A 21144-nucleotide genomic window follows, 5' to 3' on the forward strand; every position below is an offset into this window, starting at 1 on the left:
GGTGCGCGACGGGCGCGCCGCACACGCGCCCTGAGCCCCGGATGAGGGGTGTAAAGAACCTTCTTACCCGACGGACCATGTCGAGGACGAGTCCATAACGCCAAGATCACACATCGGTGAGATGACTCATGCCTTGATCCATCGATACATCAGGACATGTCACCGTTCGGTCGCGAGTGCGGCGTAGCCGCCGTCCGCATCGCGCGATGCACCGAAGATCTTCCGGCCGGAAGGAGGGATTCCCGCACAACATCCGGCCTTGTCGTACCGATCGGTAGCCGTTCGGGGGTCACCCGTTATCCGATTTTGACATAGCGGGCACCCTGAATGCCGCAGTCCGAATGGCAAGATGCCGTCATTACACGAGGTCGCGACACTCGAAGGTGTGTGTTCTCGTCGACCTATCGGCTACTCCCTCATCCGCCGGAGGAACCCTCATGACCGCACGCATCACCCGTCGTACCACCGCCGCACAGTCCCGGATAGCAGCGGTCGGTGCGATCGCGGTCGCCGGCGCGCTGATCCTCACCGGCTGCGGTGACCAGACCAAGAACGACTCGAGCGACTCGTCCGCGAGCACCAGCTCGGCGCCGCTGGCCGACAAGCTGCCCAAGGCCATCCGCGACGCGGGCGTCATCAAGGTCGGTTCGGACATCGCCTACGCGCCCGTCGAGTTCAAGGACAGCTCCGGCAAGGTCGTCGGCATCGACCCCGACCTGGCCGCGGCGATGGGCAAGCAGCTCGGGGTGAAGTTCGACTTCCAGAACGGCACCTTCGACACGCTGCTCACGGGTCTGCGCTCCAAGCGGTACGACATGGCGATGTCCGCCATGACGGACACCAAGGACCGCCAGGAGGGCATCGACTCGGACACCGGCAAGAAGGTCGGCGAGGGTGTCGACTTCGTCGACTACTTCACCGCCGGTGTGTCCATCTACACCCCCAAGGGCAAGACGCAGAACATCAAGACCTGGGCCGACCTGTGCGGCAAGAAGATCGCGGTGCAGCGCGGCACGGTCTCGGAGGACCTCGCCAAGTCCGAGTCCAAGAAGTGCACGGGCGGCAAGAAGATCGCCATCGAGGCGTACGACAACGACCAGCAGGCCCAGACCCGGCTGCGCGGCGGTGGCGCCGACGCCGGTTCCTCGGACTTCCCGGTCGCCGCGTACGCGGTGAAGACCTCGGGCGGCGGCAAGGACTTCGAGATCGTCGGCGACCAGGTCGAGGCGGCGCCGTACGGCATCGCGGTCGCCAAGTCCAACACGCAGCTGCGGGACGCCCTCCAGGCCGCGCTGGACGCCATCATCAAGAACGGCGAGTACGACAAGGTCATCGCCAAGTGGGGCGTCGACGCCGGCGCCGTCAAGACGGCCGTGGTCAACGGCGGCAAGTGACCGCGGAACCGAGCGGGCACTGAAAGGCAACAACTCCCGTGACTGTTGACATCGACAAGACGGCGGGCCCGGAGGACACTCCCCCGGCCGGACCGGAAGCCATCAGGGCGATCCCGGTCCGGCACTACGGGCGGTACGTCTCCGCGGTCATCGCGATCGCGCTCCTGGTCGCCGTGGTCTACGCGTTCTCCCAGGGCCAGATCAACTGGGGAGCCATCCCCGACTACTTCTTCGACCAGCGCGTCATCGACGGCGTCCTCAAGACGTTGCTGCTGACATTCCTCTCGATGGTGATCGGCATCGGCGGCGGCATCCTGCTCGCCGTGATGCGGTTGTCGAAGAACCCGGTGACCTCGTCCATCGCGTGGTTCTACATCTGGTTCTTCCGCGGTACGCCGGTCCTCGTGCAGCTGGTGGTCTGGTTCAACCTGGGCCTGGTGTTCACGTACATCAACCTCGGTCCGATCTACAAGGACTACTGGTCCAGCTTCATGACGCCGCTGCTGACGGCGCTGCTGGGCCTGGGCCTGAACGAGGCCGCGTACATGGCCGAGATCTGCCGGGCCGGTCTTCTCTCGGTCGACGAGGGCCAGACCGAGGCCTCGCAGGCCCTGGGCATGAGCCACAGCAAGACCCTGCGCCGGATCGTCATCCCGCAGGCCATGCGGGTGATCGTGCCCCCCACGGGCAACGAAGTCATCAACATGCTGAAGACGACCTCGCTGGTCGCCGTGATCCAGTACTCCGAGCTGTTCCGCGTGACCCAGGACATCGGCCAGACCTCGGGCGCCCCGGTCGAGATGCTGTTCCTCGCCGCCGCCTGGTACCTGCTGCTGACGTCGGTGTTCAGCGTCGGCCAGTACTACCTCGAGCGGTACTACGCCCGGGGCAGCAGCCGCAGCCTCCCGCCCACGCCGTTCCAGAAGATCAAGGCCAACATGCTGTCGCTGGGCCGTCCGAGCGGAGGTGCGGCATGACCGCCGACGTGACCAAGGCGGACTCCGCCACGGCGATGGTCAAGTCCGAGGGCGTCCACAAGTCCTTCGGCCCCATCGAGGTCCTCAAGGGCATCGACCTGGAGGTGAAGTCCGGCGAGGTGTTCTGCCTCATCGGCCCCTCCGGCTCCGGCAAGTCCACGTTCCTCAGGTGCATCAACCACCTGGAGAAGGTCACCGCCGGTCGCCTCTCCGTCGACGGGGAGCTCGTCGGCTACCGCCAGAAGGGCGACAAGCTCTACGAGCTCAAGGACAGCGAAGTCGCTCTGAAGCGCCGTGACATCGGCATGGTCTTCCAGCGCTTCAACCTGTTCCCGCACATGACGGCCGTCGAGAACATCATGGAAGCGCCGATCCAGGTGAAGGGCGCCAAGAAGTCGGACGCCCGGGACCGCGCGCTGGAGCTCCTCGAACGCGTCGGCCTGTCCGACAAGGCGAAGAGCTACCCTTCGCAGCTCTCCGGCGGCCAGCAGCAGCGTGTGGCCATCGCCCGCGCGCTGGCGATGGACCCGAAGCTGATGCTCTTCGACGAGCCGACCTCGGCCCTGGACCCGGAGCTGGTCGGTGACGTCCTCGACGTCATGCGCGACCTCGCCGAGTCCGGCATGACGATGATCGTCGTCACGCACGAGATGGGCTTCGCCCGCGAGGTGGGCGACAGCCTGGTCTTCATGGACGGCGGTGTGGTGGTCGAGTCCGGCAACCCGCGCGACGTCCTGACGGACCCGCAGCACGAGCGGACGAAGTCGTTCCTGTCGAAGGTCCTCTGACCGGGACGTCGGCACTCCTGAGCGCAGGGAAAAGGGGCGGTACGGGTCTCCCGTACCGCCCCTTCCGCATGCCCCACGGCCGGTGCCGCGTGCTGCGGCTCGTCCACCCACGGACTTCCCCCGTACCGCCTCGACAAGAGCGCGCGAGGGATCTACTTGACCGCGAGGACCAGCGCGTCCGAGGGGGAGCGCCACACCGTACGGGCCTCCCCGAAGCCCTTCTCGCGCAGTACGCGCGCGTGCCAGTCGGCGGACGGGGTGTCACCGTCGGCGTGCTCGCCGTAGATCTCGAAGCGGCGCGCGGTGGTCTCGGCGAGGACGGGGTCCTGGGCGGCCACCTCCCACCATTCGGCCCAGTCGAGGGCGCCGTCCTTCCTCACCCGATCCATTCGGGCGTGCCGCTGGGCGCGCTCGGCCGCGTTGATCCGGGGCGTCGACTCGTCGATCATGTGGTCCGCGTTCATGAACACACCGCCGTCGCGGACGAGTTCGGCGATCTGGCCGTAGAGGCCGGCGAGGGGTTCGCTGTGCAGCCAGTGCAGGGCCGTGGCGGTCAGCACGGCGTCGTAGGTGTCGTACGGGAGCTCGGCGCGCCACCGCGGGTCCGTGAGGTCGGCCGTGACGAAGGAGACCCGGTCGTCGCCGGCGAAGGTGCCCTCGGCGATGGTGAGGAGGGCGGGGTCGAGGTCGACGCCGGTGCTGGTGGCTCCGGGGAGGCGGGTGAGCAGCCGGTCGGTGATGGTGCCGGTGCCGCACGCGAGGTCGAGGACGCGGGGCTCGGGTCCGACGAGGGCCTCGACCATGTCGAGCATCACCCGGAAGCGGTCCTCGCGGTCCGGCATGTACCACTCCTGCTGCCGGTCCCAGCTCCGCTGCCAGGCGTGCCAGTCGGTTCCGGTGCCGATGGCCATGAAAGACCCTCCTCCAGGCGACCACGTAATACCCTGTAAGCGCGATCATCTGTTACCCGACCGCCGGCACAACGATAGAGCGCCTCCGTAAGGACTACAAGTGGAACTGGCCTATTACTCGGACTACGCCGTCCGTCTCGTCAACACCGAGGAACCGGCCCGGGGCAAGGACGTGCTGACCTCGGTCGAGGCCGTCCGTGACCTGTTCGGGGGCAACGCCTCGGCGGCCCGCCGCGCCGCGGAGGCGGACGTCACCCGCTTCCGTTCCGTACGGGCGCGGCTGCGCGCGGTCTTCGAGGCGGCGGACACCGGCGAGGAGACCCTCGCGGTGGACCTGCTGAACTCCCTGCTCCTCGAGTTCCCGGTGAGCCCGCAGATCTCGGGGCACGACCACCGTGACGACGACGACCGCCCCCTGTGGCACATGCATCTGGCGGACCACCCCTCGAACGCGACCGCGGGCTACGCGGCGATCGCGGCGATGGGCCTGGCCTTCCATCTGACCGAGTACGGCGTGGACCGTCTCGGCCTGTGCGAGGCCGCCCCGTGCCGCAACGCCTACCTCGACACCTCGACCAACCGCTCCCGCCGCTACTGCTCGGACCGCTGCGCGACCCGCGCGAACGTGGCGGCCTACCGGGCCCGCAAGCGCCTTGAGGCGGACCGGGTGGAGAGCACCGGCCTGGCGGCCACCAGCACCCAGCGGGCGACGGCGAACGGCGAACGCTGACCCGACTTCGGCGGCCGGTAGCGGAACCGCACCTTCCCGAGGACGAGTTCCTCGGGAACGGTTCCGTAGTCGGTGCTGTCCCCGCCCGCGAACGCGTTGTCCCCGAGCACCCACCAGCCGCCTTCGCGCCGCTCCGCGATCCGCTTCACGACGAGCAGGTCCTGCTGGAACGGATGCCGCAGGACGACGACGTCACCCAACCCCACCCGCGCCCCCCACTGGACGACGAGCCGATCCCCGTGCTGGAGGGTGGGCACCATGGACGGGCCCGTCACCTCCGCCGCCCCGAACGGCAGCAGGGCCCTCCCCCGCTCGGTCTCCTGCGACAGCTCCGGCATCACCGGCACCTCCCCGGTCCTATCCTCCACCAGTCCCAGTTTGACCCTGGACTTTTGTCCTAAGCCCATGGGGGCACTCGCGAAAACCCGTCTCCTACGGAGTAATGTCCCACCTGAGAAGACGATCACGAGGAAGGACAGCTCAAATGCTCTCCCGCCTGTTTGCCCCCAAGGTCAAGGTCAGCGCGCACTGCGACCTGCCCTGCGGTGTGTACGACCCGGCCCAGGCCCGCATCGAGGCGGAGTCGGTGAAGGCCGTCCAGGAAAAGATGGCCGGTAACGACGACCCTCACTTCCAGGCTCGCGCCACCGTCATCAAGGAGCAGCGCGCCGAGCTCGCCAAGCACCACGTGTCGGTGCTCTGGAGCGACTACTTCAAGCCCCCGCACTTCGAGAAGTACCCGGAGCTGCACCAGCTGGTCAACGACGCGCTCAAGGCCCTCTCGGCCGCGAAGGCGTCCACCGACCCGGCGACGGGCCAGAAGGCGCTGGACTACATCGCCCAGATCGACAAGATCTTCTGGGAGACCAAGAAGGCCTGATCGTTCATAAGGGCCGTCCGACCCGTGTTTTCGCGGGTCGCGTCGCCCAGTTGTCCGCACCCGGTCCGCGGGACGCCGAACTTGGTGTCCCGCGGACCGGGTGCGTTCTGCTGTCATACGGGCAGCTGGCGCATCTCGATCACTCGCAGGCCCAGTGCCTGGAACCGGGTGAGCAGTCCATACAGATGGGCGTCGTCGATCACGGTGCCGAAGAACAGGGTCTGCTCCTTCGTACGCACCTTCTCGAGTTCGGAAAAGGCCGAGGCGAGCGTGTCCGAAACGATGCCGGCGATGCGGAATTCGTAGCGCATACGAGCACTTCCCTCGGGGCCGGGGCACGGGGTCCGCTGCAATCCCCTGCCATCGTCTGCCCCCGGGCACCGATGGCGCATCCCCCGGTGCGGGCGACATCCACCCACCTCAGGACCCTCCCGCTCACCACACTCCACTCTCCGCCCGCGCTCACCACCCTCACTCTCCACTCTCCGCCCGCGCGGCGTGGTCCGCTCTCCACCCGCGCCGCGGCGCACCCTGCTCCCCATCCGGCCGGCCTTTCGTCGTCAGGCCGTGCGATGCGCACCGGTCCGCCTCTTCCGGGACCCACCGCGCCCGAAAAGGGTGAGCGGGCGGCGGGCGGCACCCGGCGCGGGGGGCTCACCTTCGGCGGGTGATGCGGGTGCTCGCTCCGAGGGCGAGCCTTGAGGCGCGGGCCCGCGCCCCGCCGGCCCCGGCACCGCCCCGGAGGATGTCCGATGAACGCTCGCGCGCCCGTCGACCGGGGTGGCCTCGCCGCCGTACCAGCGCCGCCCCGCGCACGGCGGACCGTCACCCGTCACCCGTCGCCCCGAACCGCCGGCCGCGTTCCGCGCCCCGGCCCCGGCGCGGGCGCCCCGCACGCCGCAGGGGCTCGCGCACGAACGCCTCACTCGGGCGCACCGCCCGCGGGGCAGCCGGCCCCAGGTCCTCCGGCGCCCCGGGAGTGACGGTGGTCCGCTCCGCCGGTCACGGCGGCTCCGTCCGCACCGGCCACTCCGCTTTCCGCCGGAGGCGGCGCTTGCGCGCGGGCCTCCTCCAGCTCGTGTTCATCGCCGTCGGACTGGGCCTCGGCCTCGCCGTCCCGGAGTTCACCCGGGGACCCGTGCTGCCGTCCCGCCCGGTGGCGGAGATGCTGCTCGCGACCGGTTTCGGGGTGCTGGGCGCGGCCACCGTCATCTTCTCCGTGCTCTTCCTGGTGGTGCAGTGGGCGGCCACGACGTTCACGCCACGCCTCACCCTGTTCCGGGACGCGCCGATCGTGTGGCGGACGTTCGCCTTCGCCGTCGGGCTGACCGTCTTCTGCGCCACCGCCGCCCTGACCATCGCCAACCGTGACGAGGTCTCGGTGGTCGTCCCGATCAGCGCGGGCGTCCTGCTGCTCCTGCTGCTGACACTGCTGCGCACCCTCCTGCTGAAGGCCGTCGCCGCGATCCAGCTGGCCCCGGTGCTCGGCTCCATCACCGAACAGGGCCGGCACAACCTCGACGTCCTGTATACGAGCGGCCCTGGAGATACGCGTGGCTCGGGAGGTCCGGGAGATACAGGAGATACGGATCACTCGGGAGGTCCAGGAGATGTCGGTGGTCCGGGAGATGGCCGTGGTGCGGGAGATGGCCGTGGTCCGAGAGGTCCGGCAGATCCGGGCGGGCCCCGGTCCGCGGTCCGCTGGCCGAAGGCCGCCGCGGTGCTGCAACGCGTGGACGTGGACCTGTTGGCGGGCGCGGCACGGGCGGCGAACGCGGTCGTCGTGCTGCGGGTGACCCCCGGCACCACCATGCAGCACGGCACCACCGTCGCCGAGGTGTACGACGGCGACCTGCCCGGCTCCGCCGTCCTGCGCGGCCTGGAGACCGGTGCCGAACGGGTCTTCGACCAAGACCCCGGCCTCGCCTTCCGGCTGCTCGCCGACATCGCGCTCAGGGCGCTGTCCCCGGCGGTCAACGACCCTGCCACGGCGGTGCAGGCGCTGGACGCCATGGAGGATCTGCTGCGCCGCCCGGCGCGGGCCCGGTCGCGCGAGGTCGCCGACCGCTCGGGCGTCCTGCGTGTGGTCGTCCCGCTGCCGGGCTGGGAGGACTTCCTGCGGACCGCTCTGGACGATGTGATCCCGGCCGCCCGGAACTCCCCGTTGGTCCTCATCCGCCTCCGGACGCTCCTGGAGGACCTGCGGAGCGCGGGGCACGACCGTGACGAAGCGCTGCTCACCAGGCGGCTGACCTGGGTGGACGAGGAGCTCGGCGCCCGTTTCTCCCGGCTGCGGGACGCCCTCGCGCAGGAGCGCCGGGACGAAGGATGAGCCGGTCACCGGGAGCCCCGGGCCCGGCCGGCCGGTCATCGGGGAGCCCGCGGCAACGGATCCGAGAGCTCACCCGCGGGGGGTGAGGCGGCGATGCGGGGGGTGACCGCACTCTGGAGCCGAAGCAAGACGTCTCGCGTCAGAGAGGGCACCGCTCATGGCCTGCATCCAGCGGCAGATCCGGCCCGTGCCGGGCGTGCCGCGCCCCGGGCCGGTCCGCCGAGGCCCGAATGACCCCGAACCGTCCTTCGCGCCGTCGTGGCCCGCGAGGGCCCCGCGGCCCGCGCCGTCCATGCGGCCGCTGCCGCCCCCGGGCGACGTCCCGAACGGCGCACCGATCACGCCGATCACACCGGACGCCGTCCTCACGGCGCGCCCCGTGTGTTCGGGCGGCCCCGCTCGCCCCCCGCCTTCGAGCATCTGTCCGCCGGCGGACTCCGCCGCACCGTCCGCCACACCACCGCGCTCTGCGCACCGATCCGCCAGGCCCTGCTGAACGGCCGTGACCCCCCGCTGGACGGGCCCGGGCGGAATCCCCGAGATCGCGACCCGGCGCCCGGCGACAGTTCGACCCGCACCAAGGCAACGCTCGCGGAGATGTCGCACAACCGACAGGAGTTCGACCATGAACGGCTCGCTCAATCTGGCAGCGGACTACCCCCTGCTGAACGTCTTCTGGACCACGATGTGGTTCTTCCTCTGGATCCTCTGGTTCATGCTGCTCTTCCGGATCATCGGAGACATCTTCCGCGACGACGAGCTGAGCGGCTGGGGCAAGTCGGGCTGGTGCGTCTTCGTCGTCATCCTGCCCTTCCTGGGCATCTTCGTGTACCTGATCGCACGGGGCCGCGGAATGGGTGAGCGCGAGATGAAGCGCATCCAGAAGAACCAGGAGGACATGAACTCCTACATCCGTGAGACCGCCGGGACCACCGGCACCGGGAAGGCCGACGAACTGGCCAAGCTCGCGGATCTCAAGAGCCACGGCCACATCACGGCCGAGGAGTTCGAGACGGCCAAGGCCAAGGTCCTCGCCGCCTGACGGCTGGAACACCCCGCGTACGAAGGACCGCCGCCGTCCTCCGGGTCAGTGATCCCCCGGAGGACGGCGCGCTGTCGATCGTGGGTCCGGGGCGTTCCGGGCCCTGTTGTCGGTGGCGCGTGCCATTCTGGTGCTGTGGGCAATCCCAGACTCCTCGAAGACCTGGTCCGGTTGCGCCAGGCCCGCGACCGGATGAACCGCGACTACGCGGAGCCGTTGGACATGGCCACGCTCGCGCGCACCGCGCTGATGTCGCCCGGGCACTTCCAGCGCAGTTTCCGGGAGGCCTTCGGCGAGACGCCGTACACCTATCTGATGACCCGCCGGATAGAGCGGGCCAAGGCCCTGCTGCGGCGAGGCGACATGACGGTGACCGAGGTGTGCTTCGCGGTCGGCTGTACGTCGCTCGGATCGTTCAGCTCGCGGTTCACGGAGCTGGTGGGCGAGACCCCGAGCGCGTACCGCGCCCGCCCGCACGACCACGGCGCCCCCATTCCGTCCTGCGTGGCGCGCCGCATGACCCGCCCGGCCCGCCACCGCAACCCCGAAGCGGAACCGGGCACGCGCCTCTAGGGCGTGTCCGGGCGGATCGGTCGCCGCGGAGTAGCGGGGTCGCCCCTCGAGTCCCGGGCATGCGAGTCCCGGGCATGAGCCGCCGGACTAGGCCTAGGTTGGTCGCATGGATCTGAAACTCTCCCAGTGCTTCATCTCCGTCGACGACCACGACAAGGCGCTCGCCTTCTACCGTGACGTGCTGGGCCTGGAGGTCCGGGGTGACGTCGGGTTCGAGGGCATGCGGTGGGTCACGGTCGGCTCGCCGCTCCAGCCGGACGTGGAGATCGTCCTGGAGCCCCCGGCCGCGGACCCGGACGCCTCTCCCGCGGACAAGCAGGCCATGGCCGAGCTGCTGGCCAAGGGGATGCTGCGCGGTGTGATCTTCTCGACCACCGACTGCGACGAGCTCTTCGAGCGCGTCCGCTCCTCGGGCGCCGAGGTCATCCAGGAACCCGTGGACCAGCCCTACGGCCTGCGGGACTGCGCCTTCCGCGACCCGGCGGGCAACCTCCTGCGCTTCGCGGAGAAGCACCGCACCGGCTGACCCGGGCAGTCCGGCCGGCTCGCCGCCGCGCCGGGTGGCGCCGTGCCGTCCGTCGTTCTCGGGTGGCCGCGGGCACCCGCGGGGTGCCGGGCGGCCGGAATCGCGCGGGAGGGACACTACGTCCATGTGGTCCGCGGGCCCAGTGCTCTCCCGCGGGGTGAACCGTACGAGCGCCTACGAGGAGTCACCCGTGCCGTCCGCGCGCTCCCGCATCCTGTACGTCAGCGACCTGGCCTATCCGGCCAAGGGGCGGCGGTACTGCGACGAGGACATCGCCTTGACCTCGCGGCTGCGCGAGGAGTTCGACATCGCCGTGTGCCACCCGCTGGACGCGGCCGCGCTGATGTCCGGCTTCGACGCCGTGGTCGTACGCAACAGCGGTCCGGTCCTGCACTACCAGGCCGCGTACGACGCGTTCCGGGAGCGGGCCCTCGCGGACGGTGTCCGGGTCTACAACCAGCTGTCGGGCAAGGGGGACATGGCCGGCAAGGGGTATCTGCTGGAGCTGACCGCCGCCGGCTTCCCGGTCATCCCCACCGTCGACAGCGCACAGGACCTGGACCTGCTGCCCGAGGCCGACACCTACGCGGTGAAGCCGAAGCAGGGCGCGGACTCCATCGGCCTGGAGTTCGTGCCGCGCGAGAGGCTCGCCGGGCTGCCGTTCGGCGACATCCTCGTCCAGCCGCGCATCGACTTCCGCTACGAGGTGTCGTTCTACTTCGTCGACGACACCCTCCAGTACGCCCTGTACGCGCCCGACCCGGACCGGCGGTGGGCCCTGGAGCCGTACGAACCGACCTCCGGGGACCGGGAGTTCGCGCAGCGCTTCGTCGACTGGAACGACATCGCGTACGGCATCCAGCGCGTGGACGCCTGCCGGGCCCCCGGCGGTGAGCTGCTCCTCGTCGAGCTGGAGGACCTCAACCCGTATCTCTCGCTGGACCTCCTCTCCCCCGAGGTCCGGGACGCCTTCGTCTCGCGGATGAAAACGTCGTTGCGCGCCCTGCTCGGGCAGGAGACGGTACGAGCCGTACCGCCCGTCCGACAGGGAGATCACCCATGACCACGCCACCCGTCCGGTGGACCTACGCCTTCGTCGACCGGCCCGCCCGGGATTTCGGTGCGGCGCTGGACTTCTGGACCTCGGTCACGGGGACGAGGCTGTCCGAACCGCGCGGCGACCAGGGCGAGTTCGTGACGCTGCTGCCCGGCGGGGCCGACGCGTGCGTGAAGGCGCAGGGTGTCGCGGACGGGACCGGGGGCGCGCATCTCGACCTCGCCGTCGAGGACGTACCGGCGCTGGTGGAGTCGGCACGGCGGCTGGGTGCCGAGGTGGTCTCCGGCCATGACGGGTGGGCCGTACTCCGGTCGCCCGGCGGGCAGTTGTTCTGCGCGGTGCCCTGGCAGGGGGAGTCCGCGCGGCCACCCGTGGTCGAGGGACCGGGCGGCGCGACGAGCCGGCTCGACCAGGTGAGCATCGACCTGGCACCGGGTGTGTACGCCGCCGAGATCGCCTTCTGGAGCGAGCTCACGGGGTGGGAGTCCCACCCGGGCGCGCTCCCCGAGTTCCACCTGATCAAGCCGCCCGCCGGACTGCCGCTCCGCATCCTGCTGCAACGCCTCGGCACCGGCCGCCCCACCTCCGCGCACCTCGATATCGCCTGCTCGGACGTCGAGGCGGTCCGTGCCCACCACGAGGACCTCGGGGCCACGCCGGTCGGCCGGGGTGCGCGCTGGACGGTGATGCGGGACCCCGTCGGGGGCGTCTACTGCCTGACCGGCCGCGATCCCGGGACGGGCAGCCTGCCCTAGGGGCTCTCCGCAGGCCCGGTCATGACCGCACAGATGACGGGCCGCCCGTCCTCCGCCTCCGGGCAGGGCTCCGAGACGTCGGAGGAGAGCAGCGGTGCCGGGGCGTCGCGGCCGTCCTCCTCGGAGGTGTACCAGCCGGCGGGCGGTGGCGGCTCCGCCGAGTCCTGGAGCCAGAGCGTGAGGACGCCGCCCCCGACCACGACGACCGCCCACACCGCCAGAATCCACCGCCATATTCGACGTCGTCCCCCCGCCGCGGTCACGCCGAAGCCACCCCGCCCTGGTCCCAGACCTCCACGTCCGCGACGGCGTCCACCGGAATCGCCCCGTAGATGTGCGGGAACTCCTCGCCGCCGGGCTCCATCGCCTCGAACCGGACGGGCACGTCCAGCCGTTCGGCGTCGACGACGAGGACCACGAGCTCGTCGGGTCCGCTGTAGGAGCCGTACACCATGGCGGCCACGGCCGGGAGTTGGTGGCGCAGCGAGCAGTGGATGAAGCCCTCCTCCTGGAGGGTCCGGCCGCGGGTTGACATCTCGAAGGCGCCCGACGCGCGGGCCGCGTCCCACAGGGAGCGCTCGGTCAGGTGCAACAGGGGTTCGGACATACGGCCAACGCTATGGCCTCAGCCGGGCCGCCCGCGCCTCCAGATAACGCCGTTCGGGGAGGCTGAGGGTCTGGCCGGCAGCCGACGCGTAGGCGGCCCGGGCGCCGGCCGTGTCACCCGCGCGCTCCAGCAGATGGGCGCGGACCGCGTCCAGCCGGTGTCCCGCGGCCGACACCCCCTCCAGCCGGCCGAGCTCGGCGAGGGCGGCGCGCGGGCCGTGCACCATGGCCACGGCGACCGTGCGGTTGAGGCGTTCGACGGGGCCGGGGACCCGGAGGACGAGGACGTCGTAGAGGCCGAGGATCTCGGCCCAGTCCGTCTCCTCGGCCGAGGGCGCCTCGTCGTGGACCGCGGCGATCGCGGCCCGGAGCGCGTAGGGGCCCGCCGGACCCCGTGTCAGCGCCTCCGTCACCAGGGCCACCCCCTCCCCGATCGCCGCCCTGTCCCAGCGGTCGCGGTCCTGCTCGTCGAGGGGAACGAGCTCTCCGTACGGTCCGGTCCGCGCGGCGCGCCGGGCGTCGGTCAGCAGCATCAGGGCGAGCAGGCCGGTCACCTCGCCGTCCTCGGGCAGCAGCCGGTGCACCGTGCGGGTCAACCGGATGGCCTCGCGGGCGAGTTCGGCCCGCTGGAGCGCGGTTCCGGAGGTCGCCGTATAGCCCTCGTTGAAGATCAGGTAGAGGGTGTGGAGGACGGCGGGCAGCCGTTCCTCCCAGTGGTCGGGGCGGCCGAAACCCATGCCCCGCACCCGCTGCTTGGCCCGGCTGATCCGTTGCGCCATGGTCGCCTCGGGCACCAGGTACGCCCGCGCGATCTCCGCCGTGGTCAGACCGCCGACCGCGCGCAGGGTGAGCGCGATCTGCCCGGCCGGGGGCAGGTCGGGGTGGCAGCACAGGAAGAGGAGGGAGAGCGTGTCGTCCTCCGACGGGGCCCGGCCCGCGCCCGGCGGCGGTGCCGTGAAGGCGTCCCGGGGCGTCAGCGCCGCCGCCTTCTCCTCCCGCCGCCGCCGCGCCTCCTCCGCGCGCAGGGCGTCGACGAGCCGTCGCGAGGCGACCTTGATCAGCCATCCGCGCGGGTTGTCCGGCACGCCCTTCGCGGGCCACTGGCCTGCGGCCGCGAGCAGCGCCTCCTGCACGGCGTCCTCGGCGGCGTCGAAGTGCCCGTAGCGGCGGACGAGCGCGCCGAGGACCTGCGGCGCGTGGCGGCGCAGCAGGTCCTCGACCTCGGTCGTGCCTCTCATCCCGCTCAGATGTCCCCGGCACCGTCCTGGATGCGCCGGATGACCACCGGGTATTCGGTGAGGCCCTCGGGGCCCGGGCAGCGGGTGACGCGTTCGGCGATCTCGGTGACCCGCTCCAGGCTCGCGCAGTCGACCACCCAGTAGCCGGCCATCAGCTCCTTGGTCTCGCTGTACGGGCCGTCGGTGATCACGGCCTTGCCGTCGGGCCCCCTGCTCACCAGGCGGGTCTGCGCGGGTTCGACCAGCCCCTGCGCGTCGACCAGTTCACCCGACTCGGAGAGGTCGTCGCTGATCGCGCCCATGTAGGCGTACATGGCCTGCAGTTCCTGCTCGCTCCAGGCCGGTGACTGGGCGCTCGCCTTGCCCCGCATGCTCTCGTAGTCGGCCTGCGTGCCCTGCACCATCACCAGGTACTTCATGAGTCCGCTCCTTCGGCTTCCTCGGTTCGGACCGCCCGTGCCGGGCGGCTCTCACTGGGGACGTCGGAGCCGGTCCGCCCTTCTCTACACCGCGGCGTCCGGCGCGTCAGGATTCTTCCGCGGCGGGCTCTTCCGGCAGATCGTGCCCGGGCCCGGGCTCCGCCGGCAGGACGTGTCGGTGCCCGGGCGCGTCGGTGTACGCCTCGCACTCCGGGTTCCGGCAGGGGCCGGGGCCCCATCTGGGGACCCAGGCGCCCAGGGTCTTGTACCGGTGCACCACCGTGGCGACCGGTTGCCCGCAGACGGGACATGCATGCTCATCGGTGCCCATGCCTTCAGGGTAGGGCGGCGGCGGACTCAGCGCTTCCTGCGGTACGTCCGCACGAGCACCCCGTTCCCGAACACCCGAACCACGTCGAGAGTGAACTCGGTGATGTCGAATCCGGAGTCGAACATGGGCATTCCGGAGCCGAGGACCACGGGGTACGTCTTGATGACCAGTTCGTCCACCTCGTCGATCAGCGCGCCCGCGAGCCGCGAGCCGCCGCACAGGTAGATGCCGAACTCGCTGTCCTCCGACTTGAGTTCGCGGACCGCCCCCAGGATGTCGTCCGCGACGATCCGCACCTGCGGGTCGGGCGACTCGGCGAGGCTCCGGGAGGCGACGTACTGGCGCAGATGCGCGTAGGGGCTGGTGACTCCCATATCCAGCGCCAGGTCGTAGCTGGCACGGCCCTGGACGACCGTGTCGAACACCTGGTTCTCCAGGTCGTCGATGCCGAGGGCCCTGCGGCCGTGCGTCGCCAGGGTCTCCGGGTACTCCGCCTTGAGGAAGGAGAGGAACTCCTCGTCGACGAACGTCATGAACGCCTTGGCGTCTCCGTCGGGGTCGCCGATGAAGCCGTCGATCGAGCAGGCGACGAAATAGGTGAGCTTGCGCAAGCGGGTCTCTTCTCGTAGGCAGCGTCTTCCTGGACGGCTTCCGCCGAACCACGTCAGTTATAGTGCTTCACCTGTAGTGGTTGCAAGGGGGATTTCCGGCCACCCGGAGAATGTCCCGACGGCCGACGCGGAGGAGGCCCGTATGGCAAGGAACATCGAGCGCAGAGCCGCTCTCGTCGACGCCGCCGTGGCGGTGCTGGCGCGGGAGGGGGCCCGCGGGCTGACGTTCCGCGCGGTGGACGCCGAGGCCGCCGTCCCGGTGGGCACCTCGTCGAACTACTTCACCGACCGCGACGACCTGCTCAACCAGATCGACGCCCACCTCCACCAGCGCCTGGCCCCGGACCCGGCGGTCCTGGCCGATCTGCTGAAGGGCCCCCGGAACCGGGCCCTGGTCCTGGACTTCATGCGCGACCTGCTGGCCCGCGCGACCCGTGACCGCACGGGGTATCTCGCCCTCTTCGAGATGCGCCTGGAGGCCACCCGCCGCCCGGCCCTGCGCACCTCGTACACCGCGTCGGTGCGCGGCGACCTGGACCAGGGCATGGAGTTCCACCGGGACGCGGGGCTGCCGGGCGGCGACGAGACCGTGGTCGTCCTCTACCTCGCGGTGCTCGGGCTGCTCCTGGAGCACCTGACCCTGCCCGGGGTACTGGACGACACCCTGCCGGGCGTCGCCGTACCGGACGCCCTGCTCGAAAGGATCGTGATGACGATCGTCCCGGAGGCCTAGGCCTCCGGGACGAGGGGCGGGACGAAGTCCGGGACCGGGACTCCAGGCCGCCGGGCGGACTGGAGCCGACGACCGGGCCGGGACCGGCCGGGGTCCAGGGCAGGGCCCGGCGACCGGGCCGGGCCGGGATCCAGGGCTGAGGCCAGCGACCAGGCCGGGCCGGGATCCAGAGCTGGGCCCGGCGACTGGTCGGGGCGGGCCGGGCCGGGATCCAGAGCTGGAACCGGCGACCGCTGCGGGCCGGGATCGAGGGCCGGCCCGGCGACCGGGGCGCGGCGGGCCGGGAGCTAGAGCTGGGGCCGGCGCCCGGGGCGCGGGTCGCGCCACATCGGCCACATCCGCGGGCCGTCCGGCAGGTCGAGGGGACGGCCCGAGAGCACGAAACCGAGCCGTTCGTACAGGGCGCGGCTGCGGTCGTTGCTGGCCTCCAGATACGCGGCCAGGCCCTCGCGGTCGCAGCGTTCGAGGACCGACTCGATGAGCGCGCTGCCCAGCCCCTCGCCCTGGCGCTCCGGCGCCACCCCGATCATCCACAGGTACGCGTGGGCGCGCCCCACGGGGTGGACGTCCGCCGTCAGCCGGCCGATCAGCTCGACCCGTTCGTTGTCCGGGTCGACGGCCGCGCGCAGCTGCGCGGGGCCGTCCTCGTCCTCACCATCGCTCTCCGTCGCGTCCCCGTGATCGCCGTCGGGGAGGGACAGCCACAGTGCGCACGCCGAACCGTCCTCGGCCAGGTCCACACGCCCCTCGGCGAGCACCACGTCGGTGAACGCCGCCATCAGCTTGGGGTGCGTCGCACGGCGGTGCGCCGGGTCCGGGAAGACCCAGTTGCTCACCGGATCGTCCTGGAACGCCTTGTCCAGCAGCCGGACGACCAGCTCCCGGTCCGCCTCGCCCGCCACCCGTATCGCCACACCCATGACCTGCCCCGCCCTTCACCCCAACCGGCCTTGACCGTACGGCGGTTGAGCCTAATCGCCCCGGAGCCGGCGGACCGACCCGGGTGCCCGAGGGGTGGGGCGGCCGGATGTCCGGCGCCCGGGAGACCGGATGCGCGTGACCCAGGGGGGTGTGCGGTCCGGCGCGCGGACCCGGGCGGCCGCGCGGTCCGGCATGCGCGAAGGCGCGGGCCCCGCACACCGTGGGGATGTGCGGGGCCCGCTCTCCGGAGCCCGGCACCGTACGGATGTCAGGTGCCGTACGGTGCCCGGGGCTCCGGGGTCCTCGACCGGCCGGGCCGGTCAGCTGCTGCGCCGGGTGACGAACTCGGCGAGGGCGAGCAGACCTCCCGCCGCCTCGGGGTCGGGGACCGCCCGGGACAGTTCGTGCATCGCCCGGGACATCCGGTCGGCCGCCTGGACCTGTGCCCAGTCGCGCCCGCCCGCCCGCTCGACGGCGAGCACCGTGCGCTCCATGTCTCCTTCCCGGTAAGGCGCCGCGTACAACTCGGCCAGCTCCGCGGCCGCCGGGCCGCCCGAGGTGAGCGCGGCGACCACGGGCAGCGATTTCTTGCGGGCGACGAGGTCCGCCCCGGCCGGTTTGCCGGTGCGGCCCGGGTCCCCCCAGATCCCGATCACGTCGTCGATCAGCTGGAAGGCGAGCCCGGCCTCCCGGCCGAACGCGTCGAGCGCCTCGACGTCCTCGGCGTCCGCCCCCGCGTACAACCCCCCGATGGCACAGGCGCTGCCGAGCAGGGCGCCCGTCTTGGCCTCGGCCATGGCCAGGCACGCGTCGAGGGTGACCTCGCCGGGGCCGAGCCGCTCCATGGCCGTGTCCGTGTGCTGTCCGGCGCAGAGTTCGACGACGCAGCCCGCGAGCCGCGCGGCGGCCGCCGAGGACGCGGGGTGCGGGTCCTCGGCGAGCAGCCGCTGTGCCAGCGCCTGCAGGGCGTCCCCGGCGAGGATCGCGTCGGCGTCGCCGAACACGGTCCACGCGGTGGGGCGGTGTCTGCGGGTGGTGTCCCGGTCCATCACGTCGTCGTGCAGCAGTGTGAAGTTGTGGATCAGCTCCACCGCGGCGGCCGCGCGTACGGCCGTCGCGTGCTGTCCGCCGAGCGCCTGGACCGCGGTCAGCACGAGCGCGGGCCGGATGGCCTTGCCGGCGTTCCCCGCCGCCGGAGTGCCGTCCGCCTGCTCCCAGCCGAAGTGGTACAGCGCGATCCTGCGCATCGAGCCCGGCAGCGAGTCGATCGCCCCGCGCAGTTCGGGGTCGACGGACGCCCGGGCCCGCTCCAGGATGCCCGCCGCCTCCTGAGCGTCGAGCGGGTTCGGCCCTCCCTGCCTTCCCATGGGTCTCCCGCCGGCACTTCGCCTGTCCGGAGGGCCGGCCGGGCGCCGCCCGTTCGGAATTCCGGCCGGACCCTGCCGCGTCTCCGTCGTCATGCGGTCACCCGCGCGATCGCACCGGACGGTCCGCCGACGGTCGCCTCCGAACGGCCGCCGGGCGCGCACCCCCGCCGTGTTCCCGCCCCGAGGGAGGGGAACACGACGGGCTCCGCTTCGCGGAACGTCACCGCCAGCGGCCGATCTCGACGTTCTCCAGGATGCCGAGGGCGTCCGGCACGAGCACCGCGGCCGAGTAGTACGCCGTCACCAGGTAGGAGATGATCGCCTGTTCGTTGATGCCCATGAAGCGCACCGACAGGCTCGGCTCGATCTCGTCCGGAAGCCCCGCCTGCTGGAGCCCGACCACGCCCTGTTCGGCCTCGCCGGTACGCATGGCGATGATCGAGGTCGTACGGGCGTCGCTGACCGGGATCTTGTTGCACGGGAAGATCGGCACCCCGCGCCAGGTCGGGATGCGGTTGCCGCCCATCTCGATGGTCTCGGGGACGAGTCCGCGCTTGTTCAGTTCGCGGCCGAACGCGGAGATCGCGCGCGGGTGGGCGAGGAACAGCTTGGTGCCGCGGCGGCGGCTGAGCAGCTCGTCCATGTCGTCGGGACTCGGTACACCGTCGTGCGGCTGGAGCCGCTGGTCGTACTCGCAGTTGTTGAGCATGCCGAACTCGCGGTTGTTGATGAGCTCGTGCTCCTGGCGCTCCTTCAACGCCTCCACGGTGAGCCGCAACTGCTGCTCGGTCTGGTTCATCGGCTGGTTGTAGAGGTCGGCCACACGCGTGTGCAGGCGCAGGACGGTCTGGGCGATGCTCAGTTCGTACTCGCGCGGGGTGGCCTCGTAGTCCACGAAGGTGCCCGGGATATCCGGTTCGCCGGTGTGGCCGGCCGCGAGGTCGATCTCCTTCTCGCCGTACTTGTTGGTGCGCTGCGAGGGGATCGCGCGCAGTTCCTGGAGATGCTCCCGCAGTGAATCGGAGCGCTCCGCCACCTGTTCGAGGTCCTGGCGGGGCAGCGCGAGCACGGTGACCGCCGTCACCGCGCGGGCCGTGTACTCCCAGATGGCCTCCGGGTCGATGAGCGCCTGCTCGCCGAAGTACGCGCCGTCGGCGAGGACACCGAGCACCGCGTCGTCGCCGTAGGGGCCGGTGCCGATCTTCTCGACCTTGCCGTGCGCCAGCAGGAACACCTCGTCGGCCTGGCTGCCGAACGAGGCCAGCACATCCCCCGGGGCGAACTCCCGCTGCTGGCACCGCTGGGCGAGCTCGCCCAGCACTTCCAGATCCTCGTACGACCGCAGTACGGACAGTTCTCCGAGCTCCGCGGGGATCACCTGGACACGGTCGCCGGTCTTGACGAACGTGACGCGACCGTCGCCCACGGAGTAACTGAGCCGCCGGTTCACGCGGTACGTGCCACCCTGCACGTTCACCCACGGAAGCATGCGCAGCAGCCACCGCGAGCTGATCTCCTGCATCTGTGGCGCGGACTTGGTGGTGGTGGCCAGGTTCCGCGCGGCTGATGTGCCGAGACTCTGCTGCGGACGGTCCTGCTCCGCGCGGACCTCTTCGCCTACCGACATGAAAATTGCCCTCCCGGTCGTGCACTGATCTTGCAGAGCCAGCCTTCCATCACGGAGTGTGCTGGTGCTATTACACGAATGAGGGGGAATGGATCACCCCGGACCTGGGCAGAGAGGGTGATTCTGTCGACCGGTCGCCGCCCGCCGGCCGGTGAATCCCCGGGCTCGGGCCTCTTCGGACGCCCGAGAACCGTGACGCCGCCCCCGGAGACGCTTTCCCCCGGTCCCGACCGGTTCCTCCGCGACTGACCGGATCGGCTCGCACGCCGTGCGAACGAGTGGGTCCGGCGCCCAGGTCGGCGATACAAGCTGCGATACGAGCCGGCCGCGCAAGGTGGCCGACGCGCAGCGCGAAGGAGGCGGCCATGGCCTCGCCCATGTCCGCGGGCAGCTTCCTGGACCGGATCAGGGAGGAAGGCGTCCATGTCGTCGAGGTCGGCGACTGGAAGCATCACAACCGCAATCACAAGGGCCCGTGGGGGCCGGTGCACGGCGTGATGATCCACCACACGGTGACCTCGGGCACCGAGCGAACGGTCGGGATCTGCCGCGAGGGCCACGGGGACCTGCCGGGGCCGCTGTGCCACGGCGTCATCACCAAGGACGGCGTCCTCCACCTGGTCGGCTACGGCCGGGCCAATCACGCGGGCCTCGGCGACGACGACGTGCTGCGCGCGGTGATCGCCGAGAAGGCGCTCCCGCACGACAACGAGGCGAACACCGACGGCAACCGCCACTTCTACGGCTTCGAGTGCGAGAACCTCGGCGACGGCAAGGACCCGTGGCCCGAGGCGCAGCTGGACGCCATCGCCAAGGTCTCCGCCGCGATCTGCCGGCACTACGGATGGACGGAACGCTCGGTCATCGGCCACTTGGAATGGCAGCCCGGCAAGGTGGACCCGCGAGGATTCACGATGAGCTTCCTGCGGGGGCGGGTCCGCGAGCTGCTGAAGTGAGCGAATGCTCCCGGGGCTCACTGCGGACCGAACCCAGGACCGCACCCAGAGGCTGAATGCCGGGGCCGAACCCCGGGGCTGGTTCTCCGGGGCTGGTTCCCCGGGGCGACCCCCTGGCCTGCCGAGGAAGACCGGGAGGAGCGGGAGGTCCAGCCGGACATCTGCGCCCCGGCAACCGCGCTGAACCGCGCGGCCGGTTCACTGCTGAGCCGCGAGGCCGAACCCCGGGGCTGGATCCCCAAGCCTGAACCGCGGCGCTGAATCCCGGCTGGGCCAGGAACGAATCCCGGAGCTGGGCCCCGGGGCGAATCCCGGCGCTGAACCGCGCGGCCGACGTGAGCCACCGACGCCGCGGGTCACCCCGGTGTCC

The 21144-nt window shown here is 71.1% G+C and carries 25 protein-coding genes; 13 read left to right on the top strand and 12 right to left on the bottom strand.

Annotated features, from left to right (window positions below):
• Window positions 1-437 precede the first annotated feature (437 nt).
• From OOK38_RS06930 to OOK38_RS06940, 3 genes are read left to right on the top strand one after another with little or no spacing between them, the layout of a single operon-like run.
• Window positions 438-1394, top strand: coding sequence for an ABC transporter substrate-binding protein (locus tag OOK38_RS06930; RefSeq protein WP_266762651.1), 957 nt, complete (start codon window positions 438-440; stop codon window positions 1392-1394).
• Window positions 1395-1432: 38 nt separating this feature from the next.
• On the top strand, window positions 1433-2371 hold the full coding sequence (locus OOK38_RS06935) for an amino acid ABC transporter permease (RefSeq protein ID WP_266762649.1): 939 nt from the start codon (window positions 1433-1435) through the stop codon (window positions 2369-2371).
• The gene (locus OOK38_RS06940) at window positions 2368-3159 is read left to right on the top strand and encodes an amino acid ABC transporter ATP-binding protein (RefSeq protein WP_323178785.1); all 792 of its coding nucleotides are present in this window, start codon (window positions 2368-2370) and stop codon (window positions 3157-3159) included. Before OOK38_RS06935 ends, OOK38_RS06940 begins: the two co-directional genes overlap by 4 nt.
• 152 nt (window positions 3160-3311) lie before the next feature.
• On the opposite strand, the gene OOK38_RS06945 is transcribed toward OOK38_RS06940, so the two are convergent.
• Window positions 3312-4070, bottom strand: coding sequence for a trans-aconitate 2-methyltransferase (locus tag OOK38_RS06945; RefSeq protein WP_266848232.1), 759 nt, complete (start codon window positions 4068-4070; stop codon window positions 3312-3314).
• 100 nt (window positions 4071-4170) lie between these two features.
• On the opposite strand from OOK38_RS06945, the gene OOK38_RS06950 reads away from it, so the two are divergent.
• Window positions 4171-4800, top strand: coding sequence for a CGNR zinc finger domain-containing protein (locus OOK38_RS06950; RefSeq protein ID WP_266762645.1), 630 nt, complete (start codon window positions 4171-4173; stop codon window positions 4798-4800).
• Here the strand turns inward: OOK38_RS06950 and sodX are convergent.
• Window positions 4704-5138, bottom strand: a complete 435-nt coding sequence (gene sodX / locus OOK38_RS06955; protein WP_266762643.1) for a nickel-type superoxide dismutase maturation protease — start codon at window positions 5136-5138, stop codon at window positions 4704-4706. The two genes, OOK38_RS06950 and sodX, sit on opposite strands and share 97 nt — an antisense overlap.
• Window positions 5139-5284: 146 nt before the next feature.
• Between sodX and sodN the strand changes: the two genes are divergently transcribed.
• The gene (gene sodN, locus OOK38_RS06960) at window positions 5285-5680 is read left to right on the top strand and encodes a superoxide dismutase, Ni (protein WP_023546844.1); all 396 of its coding nucleotides are present in this window, start codon (window positions 5285-5287) and stop codon (window positions 5678-5680) included.
• Window positions 5681-5793: 113 nt separating this feature from the next.
• On the opposite strand, the gene OOK38_RS06965 is transcribed toward sodN, so the two are convergent.
• On the bottom strand, window positions 5794-5991 hold the full coding sequence (locus OOK38_RS06965; RefSeq protein ID WP_266762642.1) for a hypothetical protein: 198 nt from the start codon (window positions 5989-5991) through the stop codon (window positions 5794-5796).
• A 743-nt stretch (window positions 5992-6734) separates the two neighbouring features.
• On the opposite strand from OOK38_RS06965, the gene OOK38_RS06970 reads away from it, so the two are divergent.
• From OOK38_RS06970 to OOK38_RS07000, 6 genes are all read left to right on the top strand, one after another.
• Window positions 6735-8012, top strand: a complete 1278-nt coding sequence (locus OOK38_RS06970; RefSeq protein WP_266762640.1) for a DUF2254 family protein — start codon at window positions 6735-6737, stop codon at window positions 8010-8012.
• A 625-nt stretch (window positions 8013-8637) separates the two neighbouring features.
• A complete protein-coding gene (locus OOK38_RS06980) occupies window positions 8638-9054 on the top strand; it encodes an SHOCT domain-containing protein (protein WP_266762638.1) in 417 nt (138 codons plus the stop codon).
• Between the two features lie 192 nt (window positions 9055-9246).
• Entirely contained in the window at window positions 9247-9627 is a 381-nt protein-coding gene (locus tag OOK38_RS06985) for a helix-turn-helix transcriptional regulator (protein ID WP_266765847.1), read from the top strand.
• A 106-nt stretch (window positions 9628-9733) separates the two neighbouring features.
• Window positions 9734-10153: a VOC family protein gene (locus OOK38_RS06990; protein WP_266762637.1), complete on the top strand. Its 420-nt coding sequence runs from the start codon at window positions 9734-9736 to the stop codon at window positions 10151-10153.
• 190 nt (window positions 10154-10343) lie between these two features.
• Window positions 10344-11216 (top strand): hypothetical protein, encoded by an 873-nt coding sequence (locus tag OOK38_RS06995; RefSeq protein ID WP_266762635.1) that lies wholly within the window; start codon window positions 10344-10346, stop codon window positions 11214-11216.
• Complete coding sequence (locus OOK38_RS07000; protein ID WP_266762633.1) at window positions 11213-11965, top strand: VOC family protein; 753 nt, start codon at window positions 11213-11215, stop codon at window positions 11963-11965. The genes OOK38_RS06995 and OOK38_RS07000 overlap by 4 nt, the downstream gene beginning before the upstream one ends.
• On the opposite strand, the gene OOK38_RS07005 is transcribed toward OOK38_RS07000, so the two are convergent.
• The 6 genes from OOK38_RS07005 to OOK38_RS07030 all read right to left on the bottom strand — a co-directional run bounded on the left by OOK38_RS07005 (window position 11962) and on the right by OOK38_RS07030 (window position 15170).
• Complete coding sequence (locus tag OOK38_RS07005; protein ID WP_266848233.1) at window positions 11962-12180, bottom strand: hypothetical protein; 219 nt, start codon at window positions 12178-12180, stop codon at window positions 11962-11964. The two genes, OOK38_RS07000 and OOK38_RS07005, sit on opposite strands and share 4 nt — an antisense overlap.
• Window positions 12181-12224: 44 nt before the next feature.
• A complete protein-coding gene (locus OOK38_RS07010; protein ID WP_266762629.1) occupies window positions 12225-12572 on the bottom strand; it encodes a DUF952 domain-containing protein in 348 nt (115 codons plus the stop codon).
• A gap of 10 nt (window positions 12573-12582) precedes the next feature.
• Window positions 12583-13809 carry an RNA polymerase sigma factor gene (locus OOK38_RS07015; RefSeq protein WP_266762628.1) on the bottom strand — a complete coding sequence of 409 codons (1227 nt, stop codon included), beginning with the start codon at window positions 13807-13809 and terminating at the stop codon, window positions 12583-12585.
• 5 nt (window positions 13810-13814) lie between these two features.
• Window positions 13815-14228, bottom strand: a complete 414-nt coding sequence (locus OOK38_RS07020) for a YciI family protein (RefSeq protein ID WP_266762626.1) — start codon at window positions 14226-14228, stop codon at window positions 13815-13817.
• A gap of 106 nt (window positions 14229-14334) precedes the next feature.
• Window positions 14335-14559: a hypothetical protein gene (locus OOK38_RS07025; RefSeq protein WP_266762624.1), complete on the bottom strand. Its 225-nt coding sequence runs from the start codon at window positions 14557-14559 to the stop codon at window positions 14335-14337.
• A gap of 26 nt (window positions 14560-14585) precedes the next feature.
• On the bottom strand, window positions 14586-15170 hold the full coding sequence (locus OOK38_RS07030) for a dihydrofolate reductase family protein (protein ID WP_266762622.1): 585 nt from the start codon (window positions 15168-15170) through the stop codon (window positions 14586-14588).
• A 142-nt stretch (window positions 15171-15312) separates the two neighbouring features.
• On the opposite strand from OOK38_RS07030, the gene OOK38_RS07035 reads away from it, so the two are divergent.
• Window positions 15313-15903, top strand: coding sequence for a TetR/AcrR family transcriptional regulator (locus tag OOK38_RS07035; RefSeq protein ID WP_266762620.1), 591 nt, complete (start codon window positions 15313-15315; stop codon window positions 15901-15903).
• Between the two features lie 287 nt (window positions 15904-16190).
• Here OOK38_RS07035 and OOK38_RS07040 read toward each other — a convergent pair whose 3' ends face one another.
• From OOK38_RS07040 to OOK38_RS07050, 3 genes are all read right to left on the bottom strand, one after another.
• Window positions 16191-16823: an N-acetyltransferase gene (locus OOK38_RS07040; RefSeq protein WP_266762618.1), complete on the bottom strand. Its 633-nt coding sequence runs from the start codon at window positions 16821-16823 to the stop codon at window positions 16191-16193.
• A gap of 321 nt (window positions 16824-17144) precedes the next feature.
• The gene (locus tag OOK38_RS07045) at window positions 17145-18191 is read right to left on the bottom strand and encodes a family 2 encapsulin nanocompartment cargo protein polyprenyl transferase (protein WP_266762616.1); all 1047 of its coding nucleotides are present in this window, start codon (window positions 18189-18191) and stop codon (window positions 17145-17147) included.
• A 220-nt stretch (window positions 18192-18411) separates the two neighbouring features.
• Window positions 18412-19818: a family 2B encapsulin nanocompartment shell protein gene (locus tag OOK38_RS07050; RefSeq protein ID WP_266762614.1), complete on the bottom strand. Its 1407-nt coding sequence runs from the start codon at window positions 19816-19818 to the stop codon at window positions 18412-18414.
• A 365-nt stretch (window positions 19819-20183) separates the two neighbouring features.
• Between OOK38_RS07050 and OOK38_RS07055 the strand changes: the two genes are divergently transcribed.
• On the top strand, window positions 20184-20774 hold the full coding sequence (locus OOK38_RS07055) for an N-acetylmuramoyl-L-alanine amidase (protein ID WP_266762612.1): 591 nt from the start codon (window positions 20184-20186) through the stop codon (window positions 20772-20774).
• Window positions 20775-21144: the final 370 nt, after the last annotated feature.

The organism is Streptomyces sp. NBC_00568, assembly GCF_026341855.1.
Classification (GTDB): Bacteria; Actinomycetota; Actinomycetes; order Streptomycetales; family Streptomycetaceae; genus Streptomyces.